22 protein-coding genes and 1 tRNA gene are annotated in these 21,058 nt (G+C 63.7%); 8 read left to right on the plus strand and 15 right to left on the minus strand.

Annotated features, from left to right (window positions below):
• Window positions 1-52: 52 nt before the first annotated feature.
• Genes V6M50_RS00275 through V6M50_RS00290 form a run of 4 tightly spaced genes read right to left on the minus strand, consistent with a single transcriptional unit; the run spans window position 53 to window position 3,202 of the window.
• Window positions 53-592, minus strand: coding sequence for a hypothetical protein (locus V6M50_RS00275; RefSeq protein ID WP_332816527.1), 540 nt, complete (start codon window positions 590-592; stop codon window positions 53-55).
• A gap of 32 nt (window positions 593-624) precedes the next feature.
• Window positions 625-1,365, minus strand: a complete 741-nt coding sequence (gene fabG, locus V6M50_RS00280; protein ID WP_332816528.1) for a 3-oxoacyl-[acyl-carrier-protein] reductase — start codon at window positions 1,363-1,365, stop codon at window positions 625-627.
• 23 nt (window positions 1,366-1,388) lie between these two features.
• Window positions 1,389-2,327, minus strand: coding sequence for an ACP S-malonyltransferase (fabD, locus tag V6M50_RS00285; RefSeq protein WP_332816529.1), 939 nt, complete (start codon window positions 2,325-2,327; stop codon window positions 1,389-1,391).
• Between the two features lie 44 nt (window positions 2,328-2,371).
• Window positions 2,372-3,202, minus strand: a complete 831-nt coding sequence (locus tag V6M50_RS00290) for an LD-carboxypeptidase (protein WP_332816530.1) — start codon at window positions 3,200-3,202, stop codon at window positions 2,372-2,374.
• 153 nt (window positions 3,203-3,355) lie between these two features.
• Here V6M50_RS00290 and V6M50_RS00295 point away from each other — a divergent pair, with 153 nt between their 5' ends.
• Window positions 3,356-4,732 carry a Mur ligase family protein gene (locus V6M50_RS00295; RefSeq protein ID WP_332816531.1) on the plus strand — a complete coding sequence of 459 codons (1,377 nt, stop codon included), beginning with the start codon at window positions 3,356-3,358 and terminating at the stop codon, window positions 4,730-4,732.
• A gap of 1 nt (window position 4,733) precedes the next feature.
• Here V6M50_RS00295 and V6M50_RS00300 read toward each other — a convergent pair whose 3' ends face one another.
• Window positions 4,734-5,186 (minus strand): hypothetical protein, encoded by a 453-nt coding sequence (locus V6M50_RS00300; protein ID WP_332816532.1) that lies wholly within the window; start codon window positions 5,184-5,186, stop codon window positions 4,734-4,736.
• A 79-nt stretch (window positions 5,187-5,265) separates the two neighbouring features.
• Here V6M50_RS00300 and rpsF point away from each other — a divergent pair, with 79 nt between their 5' ends.
• From rpsF to V6M50_RS00330, 6 genes are all read left to right on the plus strand, one after another.
• Window positions 5,266-5,631, plus strand: a complete 366-nt coding sequence (gene rpsF / locus V6M50_RS00305) for a 30S ribosomal protein S6 (RefSeq protein WP_093510730.1) — start codon at window positions 5,266-5,268, stop codon at window positions 5,629-5,631.
• 11 nt (window positions 5,632-5,642) lie between these two features.
• The gene (rpsR, locus tag V6M50_RS00310; RefSeq protein WP_037517582.1) at window positions 5,643-5,867 is read left to right on the plus strand and encodes a 30S ribosomal protein S18; all 225 of its coding nucleotides are present in this window, start codon (window positions 5,643-5,645) and stop codon (window positions 5,865-5,867) included.
• A 14-nt stretch (window positions 5,868-5,881) separates the two neighbouring features.
• On the plus strand, window positions 5,882-6,514 hold the full coding sequence (gene rplI, locus V6M50_RS00315) for a 50S ribosomal protein L9 (protein WP_332816533.1): 633 nt from the start codon (window positions 5,882-5,884) through the stop codon (window positions 6,512-6,514).
• A gap of 250 nt (window positions 6,515-6,764) precedes the next feature.
• Window positions 6,765-7,145 carry a hypothetical protein gene (locus V6M50_RS00320; protein WP_332816534.1) on the plus strand — a complete coding sequence of 127 codons (381 nt, stop codon included), beginning with the start codon at window positions 6,765-6,767 and terminating at the stop codon, window positions 7,143-7,145.
• Window positions 7,146-7,499: 354 nt separating this feature from the next.
• The gene (locus V6M50_RS00325) at window positions 7,500-8,531 is read left to right on the plus strand and encodes a hypothetical protein (RefSeq protein ID WP_332816535.1); all 1,032 of its coding nucleotides are present in this window, start codon (window positions 7,500-7,502) and stop codon (window positions 8,529-8,531) included.
• Window positions 8,532-8,540: 9 nt separating this feature from the next.
• Entirely contained in the window at window positions 8,541-9,197 is a 657-nt protein-coding gene (locus V6M50_RS00330; protein ID WP_332816536.1) for a Fe2+-dependent dioxygenase, read from the plus strand.
• Here V6M50_RS00330 and V6M50_RS00335 read toward each other — a convergent pair.
• Together V6M50_RS00335 and folE are read right to left on the minus strand one after the other, a co-directional pair.
• Window positions 9,178-9,648, minus strand: a complete 471-nt coding sequence (locus tag V6M50_RS00335) for a hypothetical protein (protein WP_332816537.1) — start codon at window positions 9,646-9,648, stop codon at window positions 9,178-9,180. The two genes, V6M50_RS00330 and V6M50_RS00335, sit on opposite strands and share 20 nt — an antisense overlap.
• A gap of 62 nt (window positions 9,649-9,710) precedes the next feature.
• Complete coding sequence (gene folE / locus V6M50_RS00340) at window positions 9,711-10,313, minus strand: GTP cyclohydrolase I FolE (RefSeq protein ID WP_332816538.1); 603 nt, start codon at window positions 10,311-10,313, stop codon at window positions 9,711-9,713.
• 434 nt (window positions 10,314-10,747) lie between these two features.
• On the opposite strand from folE, the gene V6M50_RS00345 reads away from it, so the two are divergent.
• Entirely contained in the window at window positions 10,748-13,711 is a 2,964-nt protein-coding gene (locus tag V6M50_RS00345; protein WP_332816539.1) for a TonB-dependent receptor, read from the plus strand.
• 113 nt (window positions 13,712-13,824) lie between these two features.
• Here V6M50_RS00345 and V6M50_RS00350 read toward each other — a convergent pair whose 3' ends face one another.
• The 8 genes from V6M50_RS00350 to V6M50_RS00385 form a co-directional block, all read right to left on the minus strand.
• A complete protein-coding gene (locus V6M50_RS00350; RefSeq protein WP_332816540.1) occupies window positions 13,825-16,380 on the minus strand; it encodes a TonB-dependent receptor in 2,556 nt (851 codons plus the stop codon).
• Between the two features lie 222 nt (window positions 16,381-16,602).
• Window positions 16,603-16,678 (minus strand) — tRNA-Phe (locus V6M50_RS00355).
• A 96-nt stretch (window positions 16,679-16,774) separates the two neighbouring features.
• On the minus strand, window positions 16,775-16,957 hold the full coding sequence (locus V6M50_RS00360) for a DNA gyrase inhibitor YacG (RefSeq protein ID WP_332816541.1): 183 nt from the start codon (window positions 16,955-16,957) through the stop codon (window positions 16,775-16,777).
• Window positions 16,947-17,939 carry a ribonuclease gene (locus V6M50_RS00365; RefSeq protein ID WP_332816542.1) on the minus strand — a complete coding sequence of 331 codons (993 nt, stop codon included), beginning with the start codon at window positions 17,937-17,939 and terminating at the stop codon, window positions 16,947-16,949. The genes V6M50_RS00360 and V6M50_RS00365 overlap by 11 nt, the downstream gene beginning before the upstream one ends.
• Window positions 17,932-18,504 (minus strand): Maf family protein, encoded by a 573-nt coding sequence (locus tag V6M50_RS00370; RefSeq protein ID WP_332816543.1) that lies wholly within the window; start codon window positions 18,502-18,504, stop codon window positions 17,932-17,934. Before V6M50_RS00370 ends, V6M50_RS00365 begins: the two co-directional genes overlap by 8 nt.
• A 26-nt stretch (window positions 18,505-18,530) precedes the next feature.
• Window positions 18,531-18,749, minus strand: coding sequence for a translation initiation factor IF-1 (infA, locus tag V6M50_RS00375; RefSeq protein ID WP_010162480.1), 219 nt, complete (start codon window positions 18,747-18,749; stop codon window positions 18,531-18,533).
• 142 nt (window positions 18,750-18,891) lie between these two features.
• Window positions 18,892-19,758 (minus strand): cupin-like domain-containing protein, encoded by an 867-nt coding sequence (locus V6M50_RS00380; protein WP_332816544.1) that lies wholly within the window; start codon window positions 19,756-19,758, stop codon window positions 18,892-18,894.
• Entirely contained in the window at window positions 19,755-20,939 is a 1,185-nt protein-coding gene (locus tag V6M50_RS00385) for a GNAT family N-acetyltransferase (RefSeq protein WP_332816545.1), read from the minus strand. The genes V6M50_RS00380 and V6M50_RS00385 overlap by 4 nt, the downstream gene beginning before the upstream one ends.
• Window positions 20,940-21,058 lie beyond the last annotated feature (119 nt).

Here is a 21,058-nt window from a genome sequence, read left to right on the forward strand (position 1 = left end):
GCTCGTCCCGCGGAGCCGGGGCCGGTTTGACCGGCTCCGGCTCCTATCCGGATCAGAAAGAGAGCAGCTTGCGCTTGTTCCAATAGATGGAAGTCGCCGCCGCATAGGCGCCGACCTTTTCCCATATCGCGCCGTCGACCTTTTCGATGTCGACGCCACTGTCGATATAGGCCTGGACGATCGCCATGATCTGGCCTTCGGTCATGTCGCCCGACAAATCGGGGTTGGCGCGGCCGAGGCCAAAGTCGAGCGCCTTGTCGACGACCGTCGTCGACAGGTCGAATTTCGCAAGGTCGGTGACCAGCCATTCGCGCGAAATACGCGCGAGACTATAGTCGAAATAGGGACCCTTTTGCGCATCGGTGATGCCGTGGCGCGCGACACAACCGTCGGTGATCGTCGCGAGTTGCTTGAACAACGCCTCACGCGAAGCTTCGTCCCCGCCGCCGGCCATCGAAGCACCGATTGACGATTTCACGTCCTCCGGCACCGACATCACCACGCAATCGAACGTCGCGCCTTCCTGCGCCGGGGTGGTGGCGGGCAGCGTTGCCAAGGCCAGCGCAACGCCCGCCATCAAAACCTTGTGCATCGATGTATCCTTCCGCCCCGCAATCCGACCCCTCAGGACAGCATGGCCATTCCGCCGTTCACATGCAACGTCTGGCCGGTGACATAGCCTGCCTCTTTCGATGCCAGGTAGACGACCGCCGCGGCAATATCGCTCCCCTCGCCCATCCGGCCCGTCGGGATACGCTGGTTGAGCGCTTCCTTCTGCGCGTCGGGCAGGTCGTCGGTCATCGCGGTGGCGATGAAGCCCGGTGCGACGCAGTTGGCGGTGACGCCGCGGCTCGCGAGTTCCTGCGCCAGCGCCTTGGTCATGCCGGTGACACCCGCCTTCGACGCCGCATAATTGGCCTGCCCCGGATTGCCCGTCGCGCCGACGACGCTGGTGATCGAGATGATGCGCCCGAAGCGCGCCTTCATCATCGGCTTGGCGGCGGCGCGCGCGAGGCGGAAATTCGCCTCGAGGTTGATGCGGATCACGTCCATCCACTCCTCGTCCTTCATCCGCATGATCAGATTGTCGCGCGTCACCCCGGCATTGTTGACGAGAATGTCGAGCTGCCCCAGCGCCTCGACCGCCGAGGGCACGAGCGCGTCGACCGCAGCGGCATCGCCGAGGTTGCACGGCAGCGCGACATGATCGCCGCCGAGCGTATCGCGAAAGGCATTGAGCTTGCCGGCGTTGGAGCCCGACACCGCGAGCCGCGCACCTTGTGCCGCCAGCGCCTGCGCGATGGCTGAGCCGATGCCGCCCGAAGCGCCGGTGACAAGGGCGGTCATGCCGGTGAGATCGAACATATTATTCTCCTGAAATCCGAATCCTAAAGCGTCTTGAGCACGGCTTCGATGTCGTCCATCGAAATGACGCTGACCGTCTCGACCTCTCGCGATGCGCTACGCTTGACCATCGGCGAAAGCACCTTGCCGCCGAATTCGAGGAACTGCGTGACGCCGATGTCCTCCATCGCGCCGACGCTTTCGCGCCAGCGGACGCGACCGGTGACTTGCTGGACGAGCAGGTCGCGGATCGTGTCGGCGTCGCTGACGGGGCCCGCGGTGACATTGGCGACGACCGGGATCAGCGGCGCGGCGGGCGGGTTCGCGCCGAGCGCCTCGGCCATCGCGTCGGCGGCGGGCTGCATCAGCGGACAGTGGAAGGGCGCCGACACCGGCAGCAGCACGCCGCGCTTGATGCCATAATCCTTGACCAGCGCGACCGCGCGCTCGACCGCGCCCTTGTGGCCCGAGATCACGACCTGCGACGGGTCGTTATCGTTGGCGACGGTGCAGATTTCGCCTTCGGCCGCGGCATCGGCGAGCTTTTGCGCGGTCTCGATGTCGGCACCGAGCAGCGCCGCCATCGCGCCGATGCCGACGGGGACCGCCGCCTGCATCGCCTGTCCGCGCGTCTTCAACAGGCGCGCGGTCGTGGCGAGGTCGAACGCACCCGCCGCGCAGAGCGCGCTATATTCGCCGAGGCTGTGCCCCGCGACATAATCGGCCTTGGCGGTGAGCGTCACGCCGCCTTCCTTTTCGAGCACGCGCAGCGTCGCGATGGCGTTTGCCATGATCGCGGGCTGGGCATTTTCGGTGAGAGTGAGCTGGTCCTCGGGGCCTTCACTCATCAGCTGGAACAGCTTCTGGCCGAGCGCGTCGTCGACCTCCTGGAACACTTCGCGCGCGACCGGCGAGGCGTCGGCGAGCGCCTTGCCCATGCCAACCGCCTGGCTGCCCTGACCCGGAAAAATAAATGCGCGCATATTGCGTCCCCTGCGATGCTATTCGTTATCGCGCGCCTATTCCCTCACCCCGCGCGATGCAAGCCGAAGGGGACGACCTTGTTCGCCGCATCATGGCCAATGTCGGCGCGGCCGAGCCACGCGATGCCGGTGCGTGCACACCAGCCTTGCGCAATTTCCTCGGCTTCCATCCCGAACGGCCGGTCGTTTTCAAGAATGTCGCTCACCCGCCCGAGCCGCAGGCCGGCAAGCCCGCGCGGACCCAGATAGGTCGCGACATGGAAGAAGGCGCGGTCGAAGGCGTAGAGATATTCGCTCACCTCCTCGACCAGCAGGACATGCCCCGACAGATCGGGTTCGAGCGGGGTGCCGAGCAACATCGACAGCGTCATCAGGTTGAACGCCGCGTGGCGCGCGCCATGCTGCAATCCCGCCTCGCATGCACCCGGATCGCGCGCAACGAGCCAGTCGAGCGCGCGGAGCACCGCCGCATCGCCGCCCTCGCGGCGGATGTCGGCGACCATCGGACCGTGCGCGACATGATCGAAACCTTCGCGATACAGCGCGCCGAGCAGATTGCCTTGATCCGAATAGCCGAGGAACGCCTTGTGTCGCGCCGCGTCGGTCATCGCCGCGACCGCATCCTCGGCGATCCGGCACGCGCCATAGCCGCCGCGCGCGAACCAGACCGCGTCGATGTCGGGTCGGCTCGCCATTTCGACGAGTGCGGCGAAGCGGTGGCCGTCCTCGCCCGCGAAATGGCCATGGACCGCGAAGCATTGGGGATCGAAAACCAGCTCGACGTCGGGATAGCCGAGGCTCGCGAGCGCGCGCACGGCCTCCGCGTCGTCGGGCAGGATCGGGGTCGATGGGGCAACTATTCCTATGCGCATCATTCAGCCAACCCCATGATCCGTTCGCATCGAGCGAAGTCGAGATGCCCCTCGGCATGGCGCTATTCCCATAGGTGTCTCGACTTCGCTCGACACGAACGGAATTTGCGGTGAGTGCCGGTTGCAAACCCTTCGCCAAGCCCATATCGCGCCGCGATGGCCGAAAACAAATCCTATTTCTTCTGCGGCATCGGCGGGTCGGGCATGTTGCCCCTCGCAATGATCGTCGCCGCGCGCGGCGGCAGCGTTTCGGGATCGGATCGCAGCCGCGACCAGGGCCGGACGCCCGGGAAATTCGCCTGGCTCGAAAGCCAGGGCATCGCCTTTTATCCGCAGGACGGCAGCGGGCCGAAAGCCGGCCAGATCCTCGTCGCCTCGGCGGCGATCGAGGACAGCGTCCCCGACATCGCCGCCGCCAACGCCCTCAGCCTCGTCCGCATGACGCGCGCCGACCTCAACGCCGCACTGTTCAACGCCGCCGCCAGCGCGATCGGCGTCGGCGGGACGAGCGGCAAGTCGACCGTAACCGGGATGATCGGCTGGATTCTCGAAAGCGCGGGCCGCAAGCCGACGGTGATGAACGGCGCGGTGATGCGCAATTTTTCGGGTGAGGACAGGCCCTTTGCGAGCGCGCTGGTCGGCGATGCCGCTACTTATGTCAGCGAGGTCGACGAAAGCGATGGTTCGATCGCGCTTTACCAGCCCGACGTAGCAGTGATCACCAACATCAGCCTCGATCACAAGAGCCTCGCCGAATTGCACCAGCTGTTCGGCGACTTTGCCGCGAAAGCACGCGTCGCGGTAGTCAATGCCGACGACCCCGAATCCGCGCCGCTGCTGACCAGCGACAATGCCGTCACCTTCGGGTTCAACGAAGCCGCTACGGTGCGCGGCAGCGATTTCGAAGCGCTAACCGACGGCTGCCGCTTCACCGTCCATGTCGAAGGTACCGCCTATAAGGTGAATCTCCGCATGCCCGGCCGGCACAACGCCGCCAACGCGCTTGCCGCGATCGCGGCCGCGCACGCGGCTGGCACAACGGTCGCGCAGGCCGTCGAGGCGCTGGCGGGCTTCGCCGGCCTTGCGCGCCGCTACGAGGTACTCGGTCAAGCAAGCGGTGTCACCGTGATCGACGATTTCGCGCACAACCCCGACAAAGTTGCCGCGACACTCGCCGCGGTCGCCGAACTGCCCGGCCGCGCCTTGCTCTTCTTCCAACCGCACGGCTACGGCCCGCTGCGCCAGATGGGTAAGGAACTGGCAGCAAGCTTTGCGCAGGGCATGCGCCCCGACGACAAGCTCTATGTCTGCGACCCCGTCTATTTCGGCGGCACCGTCGACCGCAGCATCGGCAGCGAAGCGCTGGTCGCCGACATCGTTGCTGGCGGCGCTGATGCGGTCCACCTGACCACTCGCGCAGCGTGCGGCGCAGCGATGCTCGACGAAGCCAAGCCCGGCGATCGCATCCTCATCCTCGGCGCGCGCGACGACACGCTCACCGAGTTCGGGCGGGATTTGCTCGCGCGGCTCTAGATCAGCCGAACGTATCTTCGATGTTGCTAATCCCCGCCTTGCGCGCTCGATAACGCCCAACGCCAAAACCGGCAAAGAAGACGATCGTTTCCAGGATCAGCTCGAAACCGATTGTAAAAATCATCACCAGGCCGACCGGAACGCCGTCGCCACCGGCGATCAATCCGCCCAAGCCGCCAAACAGACACGACAGCAGCAGAATAACCCCGGCGTGTTTGAACATCAGCCGGTCGCTGTTCATTCCCCAGCTGAACAGCCCGATCAGCGCCGCAATTTCCAACATCGCCCTCTCCCCAGAAAAACCGGCCTTTGTGTCGCGCACCAGCCCCTGCCGGGCAAGGCTTTTCCGGACGCCCCAGTGCGGAACCCGGCTTGCAATCGCACGCAAAACCTGTATAGGCGCGTCCATTCGGGGCGAGGCCACGTTGCCATCGCCCCGTTTGCTTTGCACCATTCGCAAAGCGAGACGACAGCCGGAGGGGTTTCGCGATTGGCGCGGAACCAGCGATCGGCCAAATCGAAGGAAGCGCACCATGCCGTTTTACGAGCATGTTTTTATCGCGCGTCAGGACCTGAGCCAGGCTCAGGTCGACGCGCTGGCGGAAACCGTCACCAACGTCATCGGCGAGTATAAGGGCCAGGTTCACAAGACCGAAACCTGGGGCCTGAAGCAGCTCGCCTACAAGATCCAGAAGAACCGCAAGGGTCATTATGTGATGCTGTCGGCCGAAGTGTCGGGCGAAGCCATCGCAGAGATCGAGCGCCAGGCTGCGATCAACGAAGACATCATCCGCTGGCTCACCATCCGCGTCGACGAACTCGAAAAGGGTCCGTCCGTGATGATGCGCAAGCAGGAACGTCGTGGCGGCCGCGGCCGTGACCGCGACGGCGAAGAATAAGGAAAACGATCATGGCACGACCCTTTTTCCGCCGCCGCAAGACCTGCCCCTTCAGCCAGAAGGACGCACCGGTCATCGATTACAAGGACGTCCGCCTGCTCCAGGGTTACCTGTCGGAGCGCGGCAAGATCGTCCCGTCGCGGATCACCGCGGTGTCCACCAAGAAGCAGCGTGAGCTGGCGAAAGCGATCAAGCGCTCGCGTCACATCGGCCTGCTCCCCTACATTGTGAAGTAAGGAGGGCTGGTCCGATGGAAATCATCCTGCTCGAACGTATCGAGAAACTCGGCGGCATCGGCGATGTCGTCAACGTCAAGAACGGCTTTGCCCGCAATTACCTGTTGCCCAACAACAAGGCGCTGCGCGCGAACGACGCCAACCGCAAGCTGTTCGAAGCGAACCGCGGCAAGATCGAGGCCGACAACGCCGAACGCCGCACCGACGCCGAAGGCCGCGCCAGCGGCATCAACGGCAAGCAGATCGTCCTGATCCGTCAGGCGTCGAACACCGGCCAGCTTTATGGCTCGGTTTCGGTGCGTGACATCGTCGAGGCGCTCGCCGAAGACGGCGTCGAAGGCATCGGCAAGTCGATGGTCGAACTCGAACGCCCGATCAAGTCGCTCGGCCTCGTCGACGTCAAGGTCAAGCTGCACCCCGAGGTCGTCGTGACCGTCGGCGTCAACGTCGCGCGTTCGCCCGACGAAGCCGAAATGCAGAAGCAGGGCATCGACGTCATCGCCGCGATGTTCGAGGAAGAACAGGCCGAGGCAGTTGCCACGGCGCTCGAACCCGACAGCGAAGACGAGTTCGAAGACGCGACGCCGCCGTCGGAACTGGCAGCGGAAGAAGTCGAAGCCGCTTCGGACGAAGCCGAAGAAGCTTAAGCGCCTTCAGGCAGAAGCCTTTAGAAAGGGCCGCGTTTCTGGATGGAGACGCGGCCCTTTTTCTGTTTCGGGAGGGGTCTGCTGGAAAATGTCTGGTGTCGACCGGAAGCTGCCCTTCCTTTCATCGTCATCCCGGACTTGATCCGGGATCCACGACGACGGCGCAGCGATGGATCCCGGATCAAGTCCGGGATGACGAAGGCAGGAAACGACCGATAGCGGACATAGCGTTAGGTGATAGGCTTTCGCCATGACCAGTGCACCTCAGGACGCCGATTTGATAATCGCCAGGATCGATGCTGGAGAGCTTGCTCCCAGCACCTTGCCGATCGTTCGCGCGTTTCACGAACACATTACTCTCGAACACCCCCTTCAAAGGGAAGCGCTGGAGGCATTCGACCAAAAAGCTGCGCCCGCTGTTTTATCGGCAATACAATCGCGGATATGGCAAGAGATCGATCAACTCGGCCCGTCGAATGACAACGGATTACGCCTTTCCAACTGCCTTGTGCGCCCGGATGAACCAATTGATTGGCACTTGGCTGAGTATCTGATCGAGTGGGCACGACAGCAAGGATTGTCGGAACAGCAAATCATCGGGGCATTCGCGGCTGCGAACAACGGCAGCTAACCACCCCAAAGCAGGCCTCGCCTTCAAATAAGCCTTTCCTACATTATCCGGCTGTGCCAGCCCTCATCCGGCTCTTTCATTTGGTGGATAAAGCGGTCGATGCCCGGCGTGCGGGGCGACCACGGCGGGGCGTGCCGGGCGCGTCCAGCACGCCGCGAGGTCCAAATCGGGGGATGCATAGGGCTGAACTTTCCTGAACTTTGGAATATTACGCGGCCCTGGCGCCGACCGGATCCCGGATCCAACCCGGGATGACGAAAGAAGGCCATGGCGGCTCACCACCCCAAAGCCGACACGGACCACCGGAATCATCCTATCTGGCCAACCCGTCCCGCCTTTCCTATGGCAGCGAGGATGGCCGATGATCCCTTCCAGCGCCGCTTCGCCGCCGATGCCAGCCTGCTGCCGCATATGGCCGACCTCGCGACCGATCGCATCCTCATCGCACTGGTGTCCGAGGCCGATTATCGCGCCGCGAGCTTCCTCGATCAAAGACTGCTGACCGACCGCATCGGACGCGAATGGATGGCATGGGACGCCCTGCCAAACCTTGGCCCCGCGGCGCGGCACCCGCATTTCATCTTCCATACCGGCCATGTCGGATCGACGCTTGTATCGCGCCTGCTTGCCGGGATCGGCGAGGTGCTGCCAGTGCGCGAACCGATGCTGCTGCGCACGCTGGCGCAGGTGGCGGAACGGACCGATCGGCCCGAGTCGGTCTGGTCGCCCGAGCTTTACCACCAACGCCTGGCGCAGGCGGTCGGCTGGCTCGGCCGCGGTTTTGCGCCCGGACAACGCGCGATGGTGAAGGCGTCGAGCGTGATCACCGCCATTGCCGACGACCTGATCGGGACCGAGGGCCGCGCGCTGTTTCTCTACGTCCCGCTCGTCCGCTATATCGAAACAATATTGGCGGGCGAGGCGTCGATGGCCGAAACGCTGGCGCAGGCACCGGCGCGCATGGCGCGGCTCGCGAAACTCTTCCCCGATTTCCCCTTCGCGCTGTGGCAGCTGCCGCCGGTGACGCGCGTCGCGATGAGCTGGCTCTGCGAAATGGCGACCGCGCGGCGGACCTTGCCGCCCGCCGACCCGCGCCATCTCTGGGTGGATTTCGAAGCGATGCTGGCCAGCCCCGCCGCCGCGCTTACCGCCCAATCGCTGCATTTCGGGCTGCCGGCCGAGACCGACCGGATCGAAGCCCTGCTCGCCGGGCCGATCCTGCGCCAATATTCGAAGGCGCCCGAACATGGGTACAGCCCTGACCTCCGCCGCCAGCTCCAGACGCAAGCCGCCGCCGAGCATGGCGCGGCGATCGCCGAAGCCGTCGCGTGGGTTGAAGCGCTCGCCGCACGCTATAAGAGTCTCGGCGACCTGCCGATCCGATAGGGAATTGCAATGTTCAAGCTAGTCCAACTGCTCGACGATGGCGCGGTCCGCGCGCTGCGCGACATTGCCGCCGCGGGCCAATTCGTCGACGGCAAGATCAGCAATCCCCACTCGAAAATCAAAAACAACCTGCAGCTGCACGACGCCGCCGCTTATGAAAGTTCATCGAAAATCCTGCTCGATGCGATGGTGTCGAACCCCGATTTCATGGAGTTCTCCTTTCCCGCCCGCATCGCGCCGCCGCTGCTGACGCGCTACACGCCGGGCATGCACTATGGATTGCACCCCGATGCCGCCTATATCCCCCTGCCCGACGGCCAGCTGCGCACCGATGTCAGTTGCACCGTCTTCATCAACGATCCGGCCGATTATGACGGCGGCGCGCTGCATGTGAAGCTGGGCAATGCCGACCTGCGCTTCAAGGAAGCGCCGGGGGTCGCAATCATCTATCCCTCGCACACGCTGCACGAGGTCGAACCGGTAACACGCGGCGAGCGGCTTGTTGCGATCACCTTCATCCAGAGCCTGATTCCCGATGTCGCCCACCGCAATCTGATGTACGAACTCAACGAGGTCGCGGCGCTCGAAGGCCTGAAGATGGAGCCCGAAAACTATACGCGGCTCCAGGCGGTGCAATATCAGCTGCTCAGGATGTGGCGGCGCTGACCTGCGTCATTTTTTCCGCAAGAATCCACACCCACACCGCGAGCGTCAGCCCGCCGCCCGCGATGGTCGCGCGGACCGCGAGCGAGAGCAATCGCGCCTGTGCGTCGATCGAATGGGTGAAGGCCGCGAACAATCGTTGCCGCAGCCCGTCGGACTTTTCGAGGCCATCGCTGTCGAATTCCTCGCCAAGCAAGAGCGCGCGCAGGCAAAAAAAGCTCGACAGGATCAGCGGCACGATACCGACTATGCTCGCGATCGTCAGCCAGGGCTGGGTAGCGGCATCGAGGCTGAGCGGCGCGCCGGGGCTGGCGGAAATGGGGTGCGTGCCGATGGTGATCGCCAGCGCGTTGAAAGCCAGCAACCCGCCGAGGCGGACCGACAGGTCGAGATCGCGGTTTTCGAGGAACTCGAGATCGGCGATGAAACCGGCGTCGGGCTCATCGCCGCGCATTTCCTGAAACGCCCGCAAGCGCGTGCGAAAACTTCGGTCGCGGCGCCCCCGCCAACGCATCGTCAATAACCCATCAGGCTGAGCACTTCCTTGCGGCTGCGTTCGTCGTCGAGGAAACAGCCGAGCAGGCGGCTCGTCACCATGCCGACGCCCGGAGTGCGCACCCCGCGCCCGGTCATGCAGCCATGCTGCGCATCGATGACGACGGCGACGCCCTGCGGCTGGAGATTGTCCCAGATGCACTTCGCGACCTCGGCGGTCAGCCGTTCCTGTACTTGCAGCCGGCGTGCATAGCCGTTGAGGACACGCGCGAGTTTCGAGATACCGACGACGCGGTCCTTGGGCAGATAGGCAATCGACGCCTTGCCGGTAATCGGCGCCATATGATGTTCGCAGTGCGACTGGAACGGAATGTCGCGGAGCAAGACGATCTCGTCGTAGCCGCCGACTTCCTCGAAGGTGCGCGACAGATGGAGCGACGGATCGTCGGCATAACCCGAGCAATATTCCTTCCACGCGCGCGCGACGCGCCGCGGCGTATCGAGCAGTCCTTCGCGCGCCGGATCATCGCCCGCCCATTCGATCAGCGTCCGCACGGCGTCGGCGACATGGTCCGGGACGACCACCTTGCCGTCGGGTCCCAACTCGGTCTTGCTGTCGCTCATCGCTCCGCTTTCACTGTTGCCATCATGTCGCACATTTCGACGCCAATGCGCCGATAAGCAAGGGCCCGACAAGAAGAATTTATGGCCGCCCACGAAGTTTACGTTGCGGAATCTTGGCTTTTTGTCCGATCGAATACGCGCGGTTTCGCGTCCTTTTTTGGGCCGAACAAGTCACTTGACGCTTTCGTCAACTCGGCGCACCTTCCTCGCCATACAGAACCCGCTCAAGCGGGTCGTATTCCGGAGAGGCCGGCGTATTCCCCGACGCCGGTGGGAGAGGACGATGACCAGCACAGCTGGCAAGTGGGATTCACGAGGGCACATGGCCGCTTTGGTCGGGTGCCCTTTGCCATGTCTGGTCGTTTCCCCTCCCCTTACCACAATTTGACGTTGGGCGACCCCGCACCTGCGAGGTCGAAAAAGGGAGGCTATAGATGAAGTTCAAGGCACTGATCGGAACCTCGATCCTTGCGATGACGGTGGCGACACCGGCATTTGCACAGGACGCGGCGGATGAAGTGGAACGCGATGCTTTCGGCGGCGAAATCGTCGTCACGGCGCAGCGCCAATCGGAACGCCTGCAGGACGTGCCGATCGCGGTCAGCGCCTTTTCGACCGAAGCCCTCGAAGCACAGCAGATCAAGACCCCGTCGGATCTTCAGCTGACGCTGCCGAACGTCACCTTCACCAAGACCAATTTCACCGGCGCCAGTTTCACGATCCGTGGTATCGGCGACCTTTGCGTCGGCACGACCTGCGACAGCGCGACCGCGATCCACCTGAACGGCGATCCGCTGTTTTCGACCCGCCTGTTCGAAACCGAATTCTATGACCTCGAACGCATCGAAGTGTTGCGCGGGCCACAGGGAACCTTGTTCGGACGCAATGCGACGTCGGGCGTGGTCAACGTCATCACCGCCAAACCAAAGCTTGGCGCGTTCGAGGCCGCGGCCGAAGCCGAATATGGCAATTATAATTCGATGAAGGGCAAGGCGATGGTGAATATTCCCATCGGCGACACCATGGCCCTCCGCGTCGCGGGCATCTATCTCAACCGCGACGGCTATACGAAGAACGCCTTCCTCGACACCCGCATCGACGACCGCGACCTCTATTCGGTCCGCGGCTCGCTGCGCTGGGAGCCCTCACCCGACACCACGATCGACCTGATGGCGTCCTATTTCCACGAGAAAGACAAGCGCACGCGCATCCAGAAGCAGCTTTGTCAGCGCGATCCGACCGGCATCCTCGGCTGTTTGAACAGCCGCCTCGACAATTCGCCCTTCAATGGCAACGCGACCTTCACCGCGGCGCTGACCTCGCGCGAATTCCTCGCCATCCGCGGTATTCCGCAGGCCTTTGCCCTGGGCAGCCTTTATGGCCCCGACGTCTATGCCAATACGACGATCCCATCGGATCCGCGGACGGTGAACACCGCTTATACGCCCAGCTATTTCACCAGCGAACTGACGCTGCAGGGCCAGATCGAGCATAATTTCGGCCCGGTGTCGTTGCAGGTTTCGGGCCAGTATCAAAAGATCAAGCTGGACGCTTCGCAGGATTATAACAGCAATGTCGGCAACCGCGCGCTCTATGCAGGCGGTCTTGCCACGTTGCAGGCGGCGGCGAACGGGGCATTCGGCCCGGGATTCACACCCTATTTCCGCCCCGTTGCTGCGGCGATCATCCCCAACGGACCGGCCGGTCAGCTTTGCGTCTCGCTCGCCGAGGAAACCGGATATGGCGCCTATGGCGGCAACAAGATTTGTAGCGATCAGTCGCTGCAGTTCGATCGCTCGAACCAGTATAACAGCAGCTGGTCGGTCGAAGGCATCCTGTCGAGCGACCTCGACGGACCGTTCAACTTCCTGGTCGGCGGCATTTATGCCGATTATCACCTGACCGAGAACAGCTATTATGTGAACGCCTTCCCGATCGATTATCTGACCGGGGTGCTGGGCGCGTTCACCGCGGCAACCAACCCGCCGGCCGCCGGCGGCCCGCTGCCGCCGTCGTTCCTCGCGACGCCGTTCTTCCGTAACAACACCGACGATCTGAAGATCACCTCCTACGGCCTGTTCGGCGAAGCCTATTTCGAGTTCAGCGATCGCCTGAAACTCACCGCGGGCCTGCGCTATAACAACGACAAGAAAGCGGTGACGGCACGGTCGACGCTGGCGAGTTTCCTCGCTCCGCATGGCGGAACCGGGAGCGTCTTCGATTCGCCCTTTGTCGGGTCGTTCGACGCCGACCCCGGTACGCCGGGCAACCAGATCATTCAGTCGCGCGATGTGAAATTCAACAAGCTGACGGGCCGCGCGGTGCTCGATTTCAAGATCACCGACGACAATCTGATCTACGCCTCTTATTCGCGCGGCTATAAATCGGGCGGCATCAACCCGCCGCTGCAGCCGATTTTTGCAGTGCCCGAATCGTTCAAGCCCGAACAGGTAGACGCTTTCGAAATCGGATCGAAGAACAGCTTCGACAACGGCGCGCTCCAGCTGAACCTCACCGCCTTCTACTATAAGTATAAGGATCTCCAGCTCAGCAAGATCGTCGCGCGTACCGCGGTCAACGACAATGTCAGCGCCGATATTTATGGCTTCGAGGCCGAAGGTATCGTCCGCCCCGATCCGGACGTGGTGGTCAACCTGGGCTTCAGCTATCTGCACACCAAGGTGACCGAAGACAAGTTCACCAGCAACCCGCGCGACTTTGGCGGCGGACGTGCCGATGCCGTGATCATCAAGGACATCACCAACGCCGCCAACTGCGCCGTCGCTTCGCGCTCGGGCAGCGTCGCGGGGGTCAACGCTTATGTCAATCAGATCCAGGCGCTGATCAACGGCGGTGCCATCCCGGGTGTCGTGGCCGGTGCCGGCCTGCAGCCGACAACTGCCTTCCCGGCCGACGGCGGCATCGCATCGCGCGGTGCCTTCAGCATCTGTTCGGTCATGGAGGCCACGGCCGGGACCGTTGGCAATGCATTCGGCGGGATCGAATATTTCTCCGCCGGTGTCCCCGTCAATATCAAGGGCAACAAGTTGCCGCAGGCGCCGAGCTACAAGTTCAGCGCCGGCATCCAGTATACCGCGCATCTGGGCGATAACGACATGACGCTCATTCCGCGCGTCGACATGGCCTATACCGGAGAGAGCTATGGCAGCATCTTCAACGGCAACGTCAACCGGATCAAGGGCTATGCGCAGGTCAATGCCCAGCTGCAGCTGAATGGGCCGGACGAAAAATGGTATGTCAAAGGGTTCATCCAGAACATCTTCGACGCCAATAGCGTCACCGGCCTGTACATCACCGACCAGTCGTCGGGTAACTACACCAACATCTTCACGCTCGAACCGCGCCGCTATGGCATCGCGGCGGGCGTGAAATTCTAACCTCACCGACGGCAACGTCAAAAAAGAAACCCCGGCCTCTCGATCGAGAGGCCGGGGTTTCTTTTGTCTGCGATGGCTGCGGCCGGGGCGGATGACCGCCCCGACCGCGGCGATCAGAATTTGAAGCGAACGGTGCCGCCATAGGTGCGCGGCTGGCTGGGATAGCCCGATACGCTGCCCGACTGCGCGACCGCCGGGAAGATCGTCGTCAAATACTGCGCATTGGTGAGGTTGCGGCCCCACACGCCGACGTCGAGGCCGTTGGTCAGGCGGATCGTGAACGATGCGTTGAGCGAGTTGACCTCGCGCTTCAGGTTCTGCGCTACGCTCGCCGGGAAGCCGCCAAGGCCCTCGACGATCTGGACCGGGCTTTCATAGGCATAGTCGACGTGCGCGATCGCCTTGGTCCCGCCCGCAAACTCATGCGTATAAGTACCGCCGATCGACATCGACAATTCAGGAATGCCCGCGGGCGTGGAGCCCGAGATGTCGCCGAACGCCGAATTGACGAAGCTGTCGTACTTGGCATCGAGGTAGGTCGCCGCCAGCGTCAGGTTGAGCCCGTCGACCGGACGCACCGAACCGTCGAACTCGATGCCGAAGGTCGACTGCTTGCCGGCATTGGCGAGCGCGAAGCCCGTGCCGGTGAAGACGTTCGACTGGAAGCCCTTGATCGACTGCTTGAACACCGCGACGTTCAGGGCAGCGACGTCCCACTGGCCCTTCAAACCGAACTCATAGACGGTCGATTCCTCGGGATCGGCGAAACGCGAACCCGCGACGAGGTTCGGGGTGCGCAAACCGGCGGCGGTGATCGCCGCCAGATCCGAAGCGAGCGGTCGGCTGTCGCGCGACAGGTTGACCGAGCTTGCCTTGAAGCCCGTCGCATAGGTCGCATAGACATTGACCGTGTCGGTAAGTTCATAGGCGGCGCGGACGCTGTACGAGAAATCGCCATCGTTCGTCTTGCCGTCTTCGACGGCGTTCGGAACGTTGAGGAACGGCGGCAGGAACTGGAACGCCTTCAGGCCGGCAAGCGGGTTCGCGCTGCGCCCGTCGGGCAGCGTCAGCGTCGGATTTGCCGCCAGGAAGGCGGCGGTCGGCGCCGGAACACCCTGACCGATCAGCAACGCCTGACGGAACGGCGTATAGGCCGCGGCGTCAAGGTTGATGCCCGAAAAGACATCGGTGCTGATCACATTGGTCGAGAAATTCTTGCGATCCTTGGTGTAGTTGCCGCCCACGGTGAACGTCAGCCGGTCGGTCACTTCGAAATCGACGGTGCCGAAGATCGAGAAGGCCTCGTCCTTCATGCGATAGGCTTCGTCGAGGCCGTTGCCGGCGCGGAAGAAGCTATTGGCATATTTGGCCGGATTGCCTTCGAGCGCGCCAAACGTCGCCTCGAGCATCGCGACATTGAGCGCATTGCCGCTCGCCGCACGGATCAGTTGGTCGCCATAAGGGCGGAACTGGGTGCCGAAGCGGATGTCGTTCTTCTGGTCGATCTTTTCGTTGAAATAATAACCGCCGATCAGGAAGTTGATCGGGCCGTCGAAATCCGACGTCAGGCGAAGCTCCTGGGTGAAGGTGTCGATCCCCAGGTCTTGGCTGTTCTCGCCGATCAGGTCGGCACCCGTGAAGTCCGAATCCTGGTTGGTCAGCGCCTTCACCTTGCGATAGGCGGTGATCGAGGTCAGCGCCATCGAGCCCAGATCATAGTCGATCTGCGCCGAACCGCCATAATTCTCGATTTCGTTCGTCGACAGGAAATTATTGTAGACGTCGTACGAGAAGGGATTGTTGGCATCGACGCTGGGACCACCGGCGAGGGCGTTGGTGATCGCGACCGTCGGGCCGGCGATGACGTTGCCCGCGATGCAGCAATTTTCGTCGATCTTGTCGTAATCGCCGATCAGGCGGATCGACAGCGCGTCGGTCGGTTCGAACAGAAGCTGGCCGCGCACGCCCCAACGGTTGCGGTCGTTGACGTCGGTGTCGAGCTTCAGGTCCTGCGCATAGCCGTCGCGGCGGTTGAAGCTGCCGCCGATCGAGAAGGCGACATTCTCGGCGATGGGGCCGGTGACGTCGCCCTTGACGGTGATCGCGTTGTAATTGCCATAGGTGACTTCGGCCGAGCCGCCGAATTCATACTGCGGCTTTTGCGTGACGATGCTGATGACGCCCGCCGAGGCGTTCTTGCCGAACAGCGTCGACTGCGGCCCGCGCAGCACTTCGATGCGCTCGACATTGGGAAGGTCGCCGATCTGGGCGGCCGAGCGCGAGCGATAGACGCCGTCGATGAAGACGCCGACCGACGGTTCGATGCCCGCGTTATTGGCGCCGTTGCCGAAACCGCGGATGATGAAGTTGGTGTTGGCGCTCGACTGCAGCTGCGACACGCGCAGGCTGGGAACCGACGATTGCAGGTCGATGAGGTCGCGGATCTGCGATTCCTCAAGTTGGGCCGCGGACGTCACCGAAACCGCGACGGGCGTATCCTGCAGCGTCTGCGAACGCTTGCTGGCGGTGACGATGATGTCGTTGCCATAATCGGTATCGTCGGCGGCAACCGTCGTGTCGGCGGAAGCGGCGTCCTGGGCAAAGGCGATGACGGGGGTGGTGCCGGCGCACAGCATGGTGGCGCCCAACAGGATGTTGCGCAAAGTCATGATGATGTCTCTCTCTCCAAACCGGTGAAAAGCGCGGCCTTTGGCCAAAGAGGGAGATGCCCCACCGGAACCGACCGCTGTAATATCGCCGTTCGCCGCGTCAACGCGCGGAAGCTGAAAAGGCCGATTTTCCGGAGGTTAGTGGCCAAAAAGCAACAGTTTACGCTACGGAATAAGGCAATCCTACTGTCACAAAAGGCAATGCGTCAGGGATGGGGGAAGTGGTGCCCGGGGACGGGATCGAACCGCCGACACTGCGATTTTCAGTCGCATGCTCTACCAACTGAGCTACCCGGGCAAGGCCGCTGCGACCGGACGGCCGCGCTGGCGAGCGGCGGCTATAGGCACGGCTTTGCATCCTGTCCAGTGGCTTTGTGACGCCGATTTCCCGGCGTCAGCCCTCGTCGAAACGATCGTCATCGGCCGTGCCATCCGGTGTCTGATCGACGGGTACCCGATAGCCCTCTCCGAACCATGCGAGCAGGTCGCGGTCGCGGCAGCCGCGACTGCAAAAGGGTTTGAATTCGGGCTCGCGCGGTTTGCCACAAAGGGGGCAGCGCGGTGATTTACTGGGCATGGCCCGCTCCTTTAACGGCCGCATCCGCCTCCAGGCGGACGGCACGGCCCGTACGGTTTTGCAGCACCTCGGCCCAGGCCGGATGCGCCGCGATATGATCGATCACACCGCCCCGTGCGGTCAAGGTGAGTATGCCCGTCCCGACCGCACGTTCGCCCTGACGCAGCAGCAGCGCGGCATCGGTGACAACGGGATCGAGGCATACCTGTTCGATCAGCGAAGGCCGGTCGCGGCGGCGAATGATCTGCATCAACCCGAAGCCGTTGACCGCGGTGCGCTCGAACGGCCCCGGCAGTGCGGCGTCGACCGCGGCGTCGATCGCCAAGCGCGCGGCGCGATCGGGCAGCGAGGGAAAATCGATCCCGATCGACCCGCCGATGTCGCAGCAACGGATCAGCGCCGACGCCGCCCTTGCGCCCGCCTTCGCCAGCGCCAACGCATCGCCCTCGCCGTCGATATCGATCAGCACCATCGCCGGGGTCGCGTCCACCCACAGCGCGCCGCCGGCGAAAGGCCAATGTCCGGTGCGCACGCAATCGATCAGCTCGGACCAACCGGCCTGTTCGAGAAGGTCTGTGTCGGTCGGCCGCACTTCAATCACGGGGGCGCCGCTTTCCGCGATACGGGTCCGCAGGTCCGGGCCGTCGGCCACCGCCGCGCCGGCATCCGCGAGCCGCGCCCGCGCGGGCTTGTCGCGTCCGCGCTCGCGCAGCGCCATGCGGGCAATCTTCACCGTCATCCGTGCGCCGACGGATGTCGCCGGGGGTGGCTCGACGAGCGTCGCTTGCGGCTGGCCGGGCAAGTCGAGCGCGACCAGCGCGCCCTTGCCGCCCCGCCCCGCCTCGACAAGCTTCGCGCCGACAATCGCGCCGAGACGCGGGCCATCGCTCTCGCGCTCGATCCGCGCCTCGATGATCGCGCCGTCCTCGACCAGCGCCGCGCGCGCCTCGCCGATCCCGGCTTCGTAAAGCCACTCAGCCAAGTGCGATTCCCGCGCTGCTCAGCAACGCCCTGGTCTCGAACACCGGCAAGCCAACGACGTTCGAATGGCTGCCCGACAGGAAACGCACAAAGGTTTCGGCGCGGCCCTGGATCGCATAGCCACCTGCCTTGCCCATGCCCTCGCCGCTTTCGACATACCAGTCGATTTCGGCCGCGCTCAATGCCTTGAACGCGACGACGGTATCGACGACACGCACCCGCGCCTTCCCGTCGGTTCCGACAACGCACAGCCCAGAATAGACATGATGCCGCCGACCCGACAGTAGGCCAAGCATGCGCCGCAGATCGGCCTCGTCGGAAGGTTTTTCCAATATGCGGCGTCCGACCGCAACGGTGGTGTCGCCCGCCAGCACCACCTCGTCCGGCACCCGCTCTACCGCCAGCGCCTTCCCCTTCGCGAGCCGCGCGACATAGTCGCGCGGAAGCTCGCCCTTCAGCGGCGTCTCGTCGATGTCGGGCGATGCAATGCGCGCCGGAACCACACCGATCCGCGCCAGCAATTCACGCCGGCGCGGCGAGGTCGAAGCAAGCACCAAAGTCGGCACGGGCGCGGGAATGTTCGCCGCGCCGCTCACTTGAAGCGATAGGTGATCCGACCCTTGGTCAGGTCATAGGGGGTGAGTTCGACGAGCACTTCGTCGCCGACCAGCACACGGATGCGGTTCTTGCGCATCTTTCCGGCCGTGTGGCCCAGAATTTCGTGGTCATTTTCCAGTTTGACGCGGAACATCGCGTTGGGAAGCAGTTCGACCACTTGGCCGCGCATTTCCAGAAGTTCTTCTTTCGCCATCAGTCCTCTATGGGCTCGAAATACAAGGATGCGCGCCCATAACGCCAATTTGCGGCAATTGAAAGCAATCTGTCATCTGTGTTTTGAAGCGGCGCAGACCGGGTGAGGGAGCGGGCTGGCGCCGCTACTATTTTGAGCGTTTTCAGGACACGAAGCGCAGCCGGCGGGCGATGCGCCAGCCGACCGTTTTCATCCAGGCGTAGCTCGGCCAGCGCGGCGGCATTGCGGGGTCGAGGCCCATGCGGCGCAGCGCGGCATTGGCGGCGTGCGCCTCGGATTCGCGGTAGCTCCATTCGCTGCGCCACGTGATCGAGAGCGAGATCGACGGCGCATCGCCATTGGCGACGAAATGCGGCGCCATCACCGGCATCAGCACGGCGTCGCCGGGGCCGAGCGGCACCTGTTGCGCGTCGCCATGATAGGCATCCTGCCAGGGCAGGTTGCGGTGGCCGCCGGTATGATAGCGCTCATGCTCGCGGCGATGGGCGAAACGTTCATCGCCCGACGGCCAGACGTTCATCACCTTCTGCCCCTTGAGTTGCAGCAGGATATTATGCTCGGGGTCGAAGTGGAACGGAGTGATCGATCCCGGCGACGAGATGAAGATGAACCCCTGCGGCGTGAGCATCGCGCCGGTGCGCGGTTCGACGATGGATTCGAGTTCCCCGAGCAGGTCCATCAGCAGCATGCGATAGGCGTCAACATTCTCGATATTCTTGAGCACCGCCCAGCTGCCGTTGCTGTCGATCGTGCGGATCGTCTCGCCGATCGACAGGCCGTTCGACGGCAGATCTTCGGGCAAAATGCCGATCGGCACATTGCCCGGATTATATTCGACCTGCGCTTCGGGCAGCCCTTCGGCCAGCACCGCGAGCGCCTCAAGCGACAGCAACGGGTGGTCGGGAAGGTGGTGACGCAGCAACCCCGCCTGCTGCGGATACAGCGCCGCCATCCGTTCGAGCGTTTCGGCCGGAAAAACAGGTCGGGCGATCGACTGGCGCGCGGTCATGACGGGCTTTCTACTTCATTTCCGAGCGCCGCGGCACCCTTCCAGCGCCGCCAGAACCGTTCGGCTTTCGTCAGCATGGCGAAGCGCAGCCGGTCGGACGCGGCTGACAACGGCACATTGACCCAGACGAGCGCGCGGCGTTCGCGCCAGACGCTGTCGATCATCGGATGGCCAGGCGCGGCGCAGCTGTCGACCCAATCGATTTGCGGATCGTCGAGCAGATCGAGGTTCGCCTGTTGCAGCAGCACGCCGGGCGAGAAGCGGGCATAGTCCTCGTCGAACGCGGTCTTGAACGAAAAGCCGCCGGGCGGGCAAAGGAAGTTGACGAGCATCGCGAGCGGGCGGTCATCCAGATCGAGCGCGCGCATGTCGAGCCTGCCCGTCTCACCCGCCGCGGTGAGGATCGCGCGGAACCAGGCCGCCGTGTCGCTGTGGCTGGCAAGCGCCGATCCGGCGCGCCCCTTCCAGCCGCGCGCCTCGAGGTCGAGGAAAGCGTCGATCCACGGATCGATCGCCTCGCTCGGCTGCCAGCGGCGAAACTGTACCGCACCCTGCTCGGCCAGCCTGTTCGCCTGCCGCCGCAGCTCCTTGCGCTTTTTGGCGCGCACCGCCGCGTCCCAATAGTCCGTCGGCGACAGGTTGCTTTCAAGCAACGCGCGTTCCTCGCGGTGCACGACTTCGGCCTCGCCGCCGCGCACCCGCGCAACGTCGACCAGCGCGCGGTGGAGCGGGCCGTCCTCGGTCAGCCGCGGCACATGCACGAGCGTGCGCGCCCACGACGCCGCATCGCACCAGCCGAGCAGGATCGACCAGAACAGGCTTTCGAACCCCGCCCTTACCAACGGCGCGCCATGGAAATGATTGGGATGCGCCCATCCGGTGACATGGTGCAAAGGCACACGACCATAGCGCGCCGCGGGCGCGAGCGGCATGATACCGATCACCGGCCCGTCGCTGCCGTCGCGCACGAGCACCAGCCGCGCGTGCCGCTCGGGATCGAGCAGGTGCAGCGCCGATTGGAGGCACCAGCGCTCGGCAAAGGGATTGGGCTCGCTCGCCTCGTCGGCCAGCCGATCCCACGCGGCGGCGAGGTCGGGTGACAGCGACAGCGGATCGACGACGCGCACAGTCAGCGGGGCAGCTGGGGCGGCGTTGGCCGGAAAGGCAGGATGGACCGTCATCGGGTGGAGGTTAGCAGGGAAGCGTTAAAATGGGGTGGCTGTAATAACCCGCCCCCGCGCAGGCGAGGGCCGCTATCGACTCTGCTCAGCGCCGAAGGTTTCCACCTCCAGCGCCCCCC

This window comes from Sphingopyxis sp. (genome assembly GCF_036675685.1).
GTDB lineage: Bacteria > Pseudomonadota > Alphaproteobacteria > Sphingomonadales > Sphingomonadaceae > Sphingopyxis.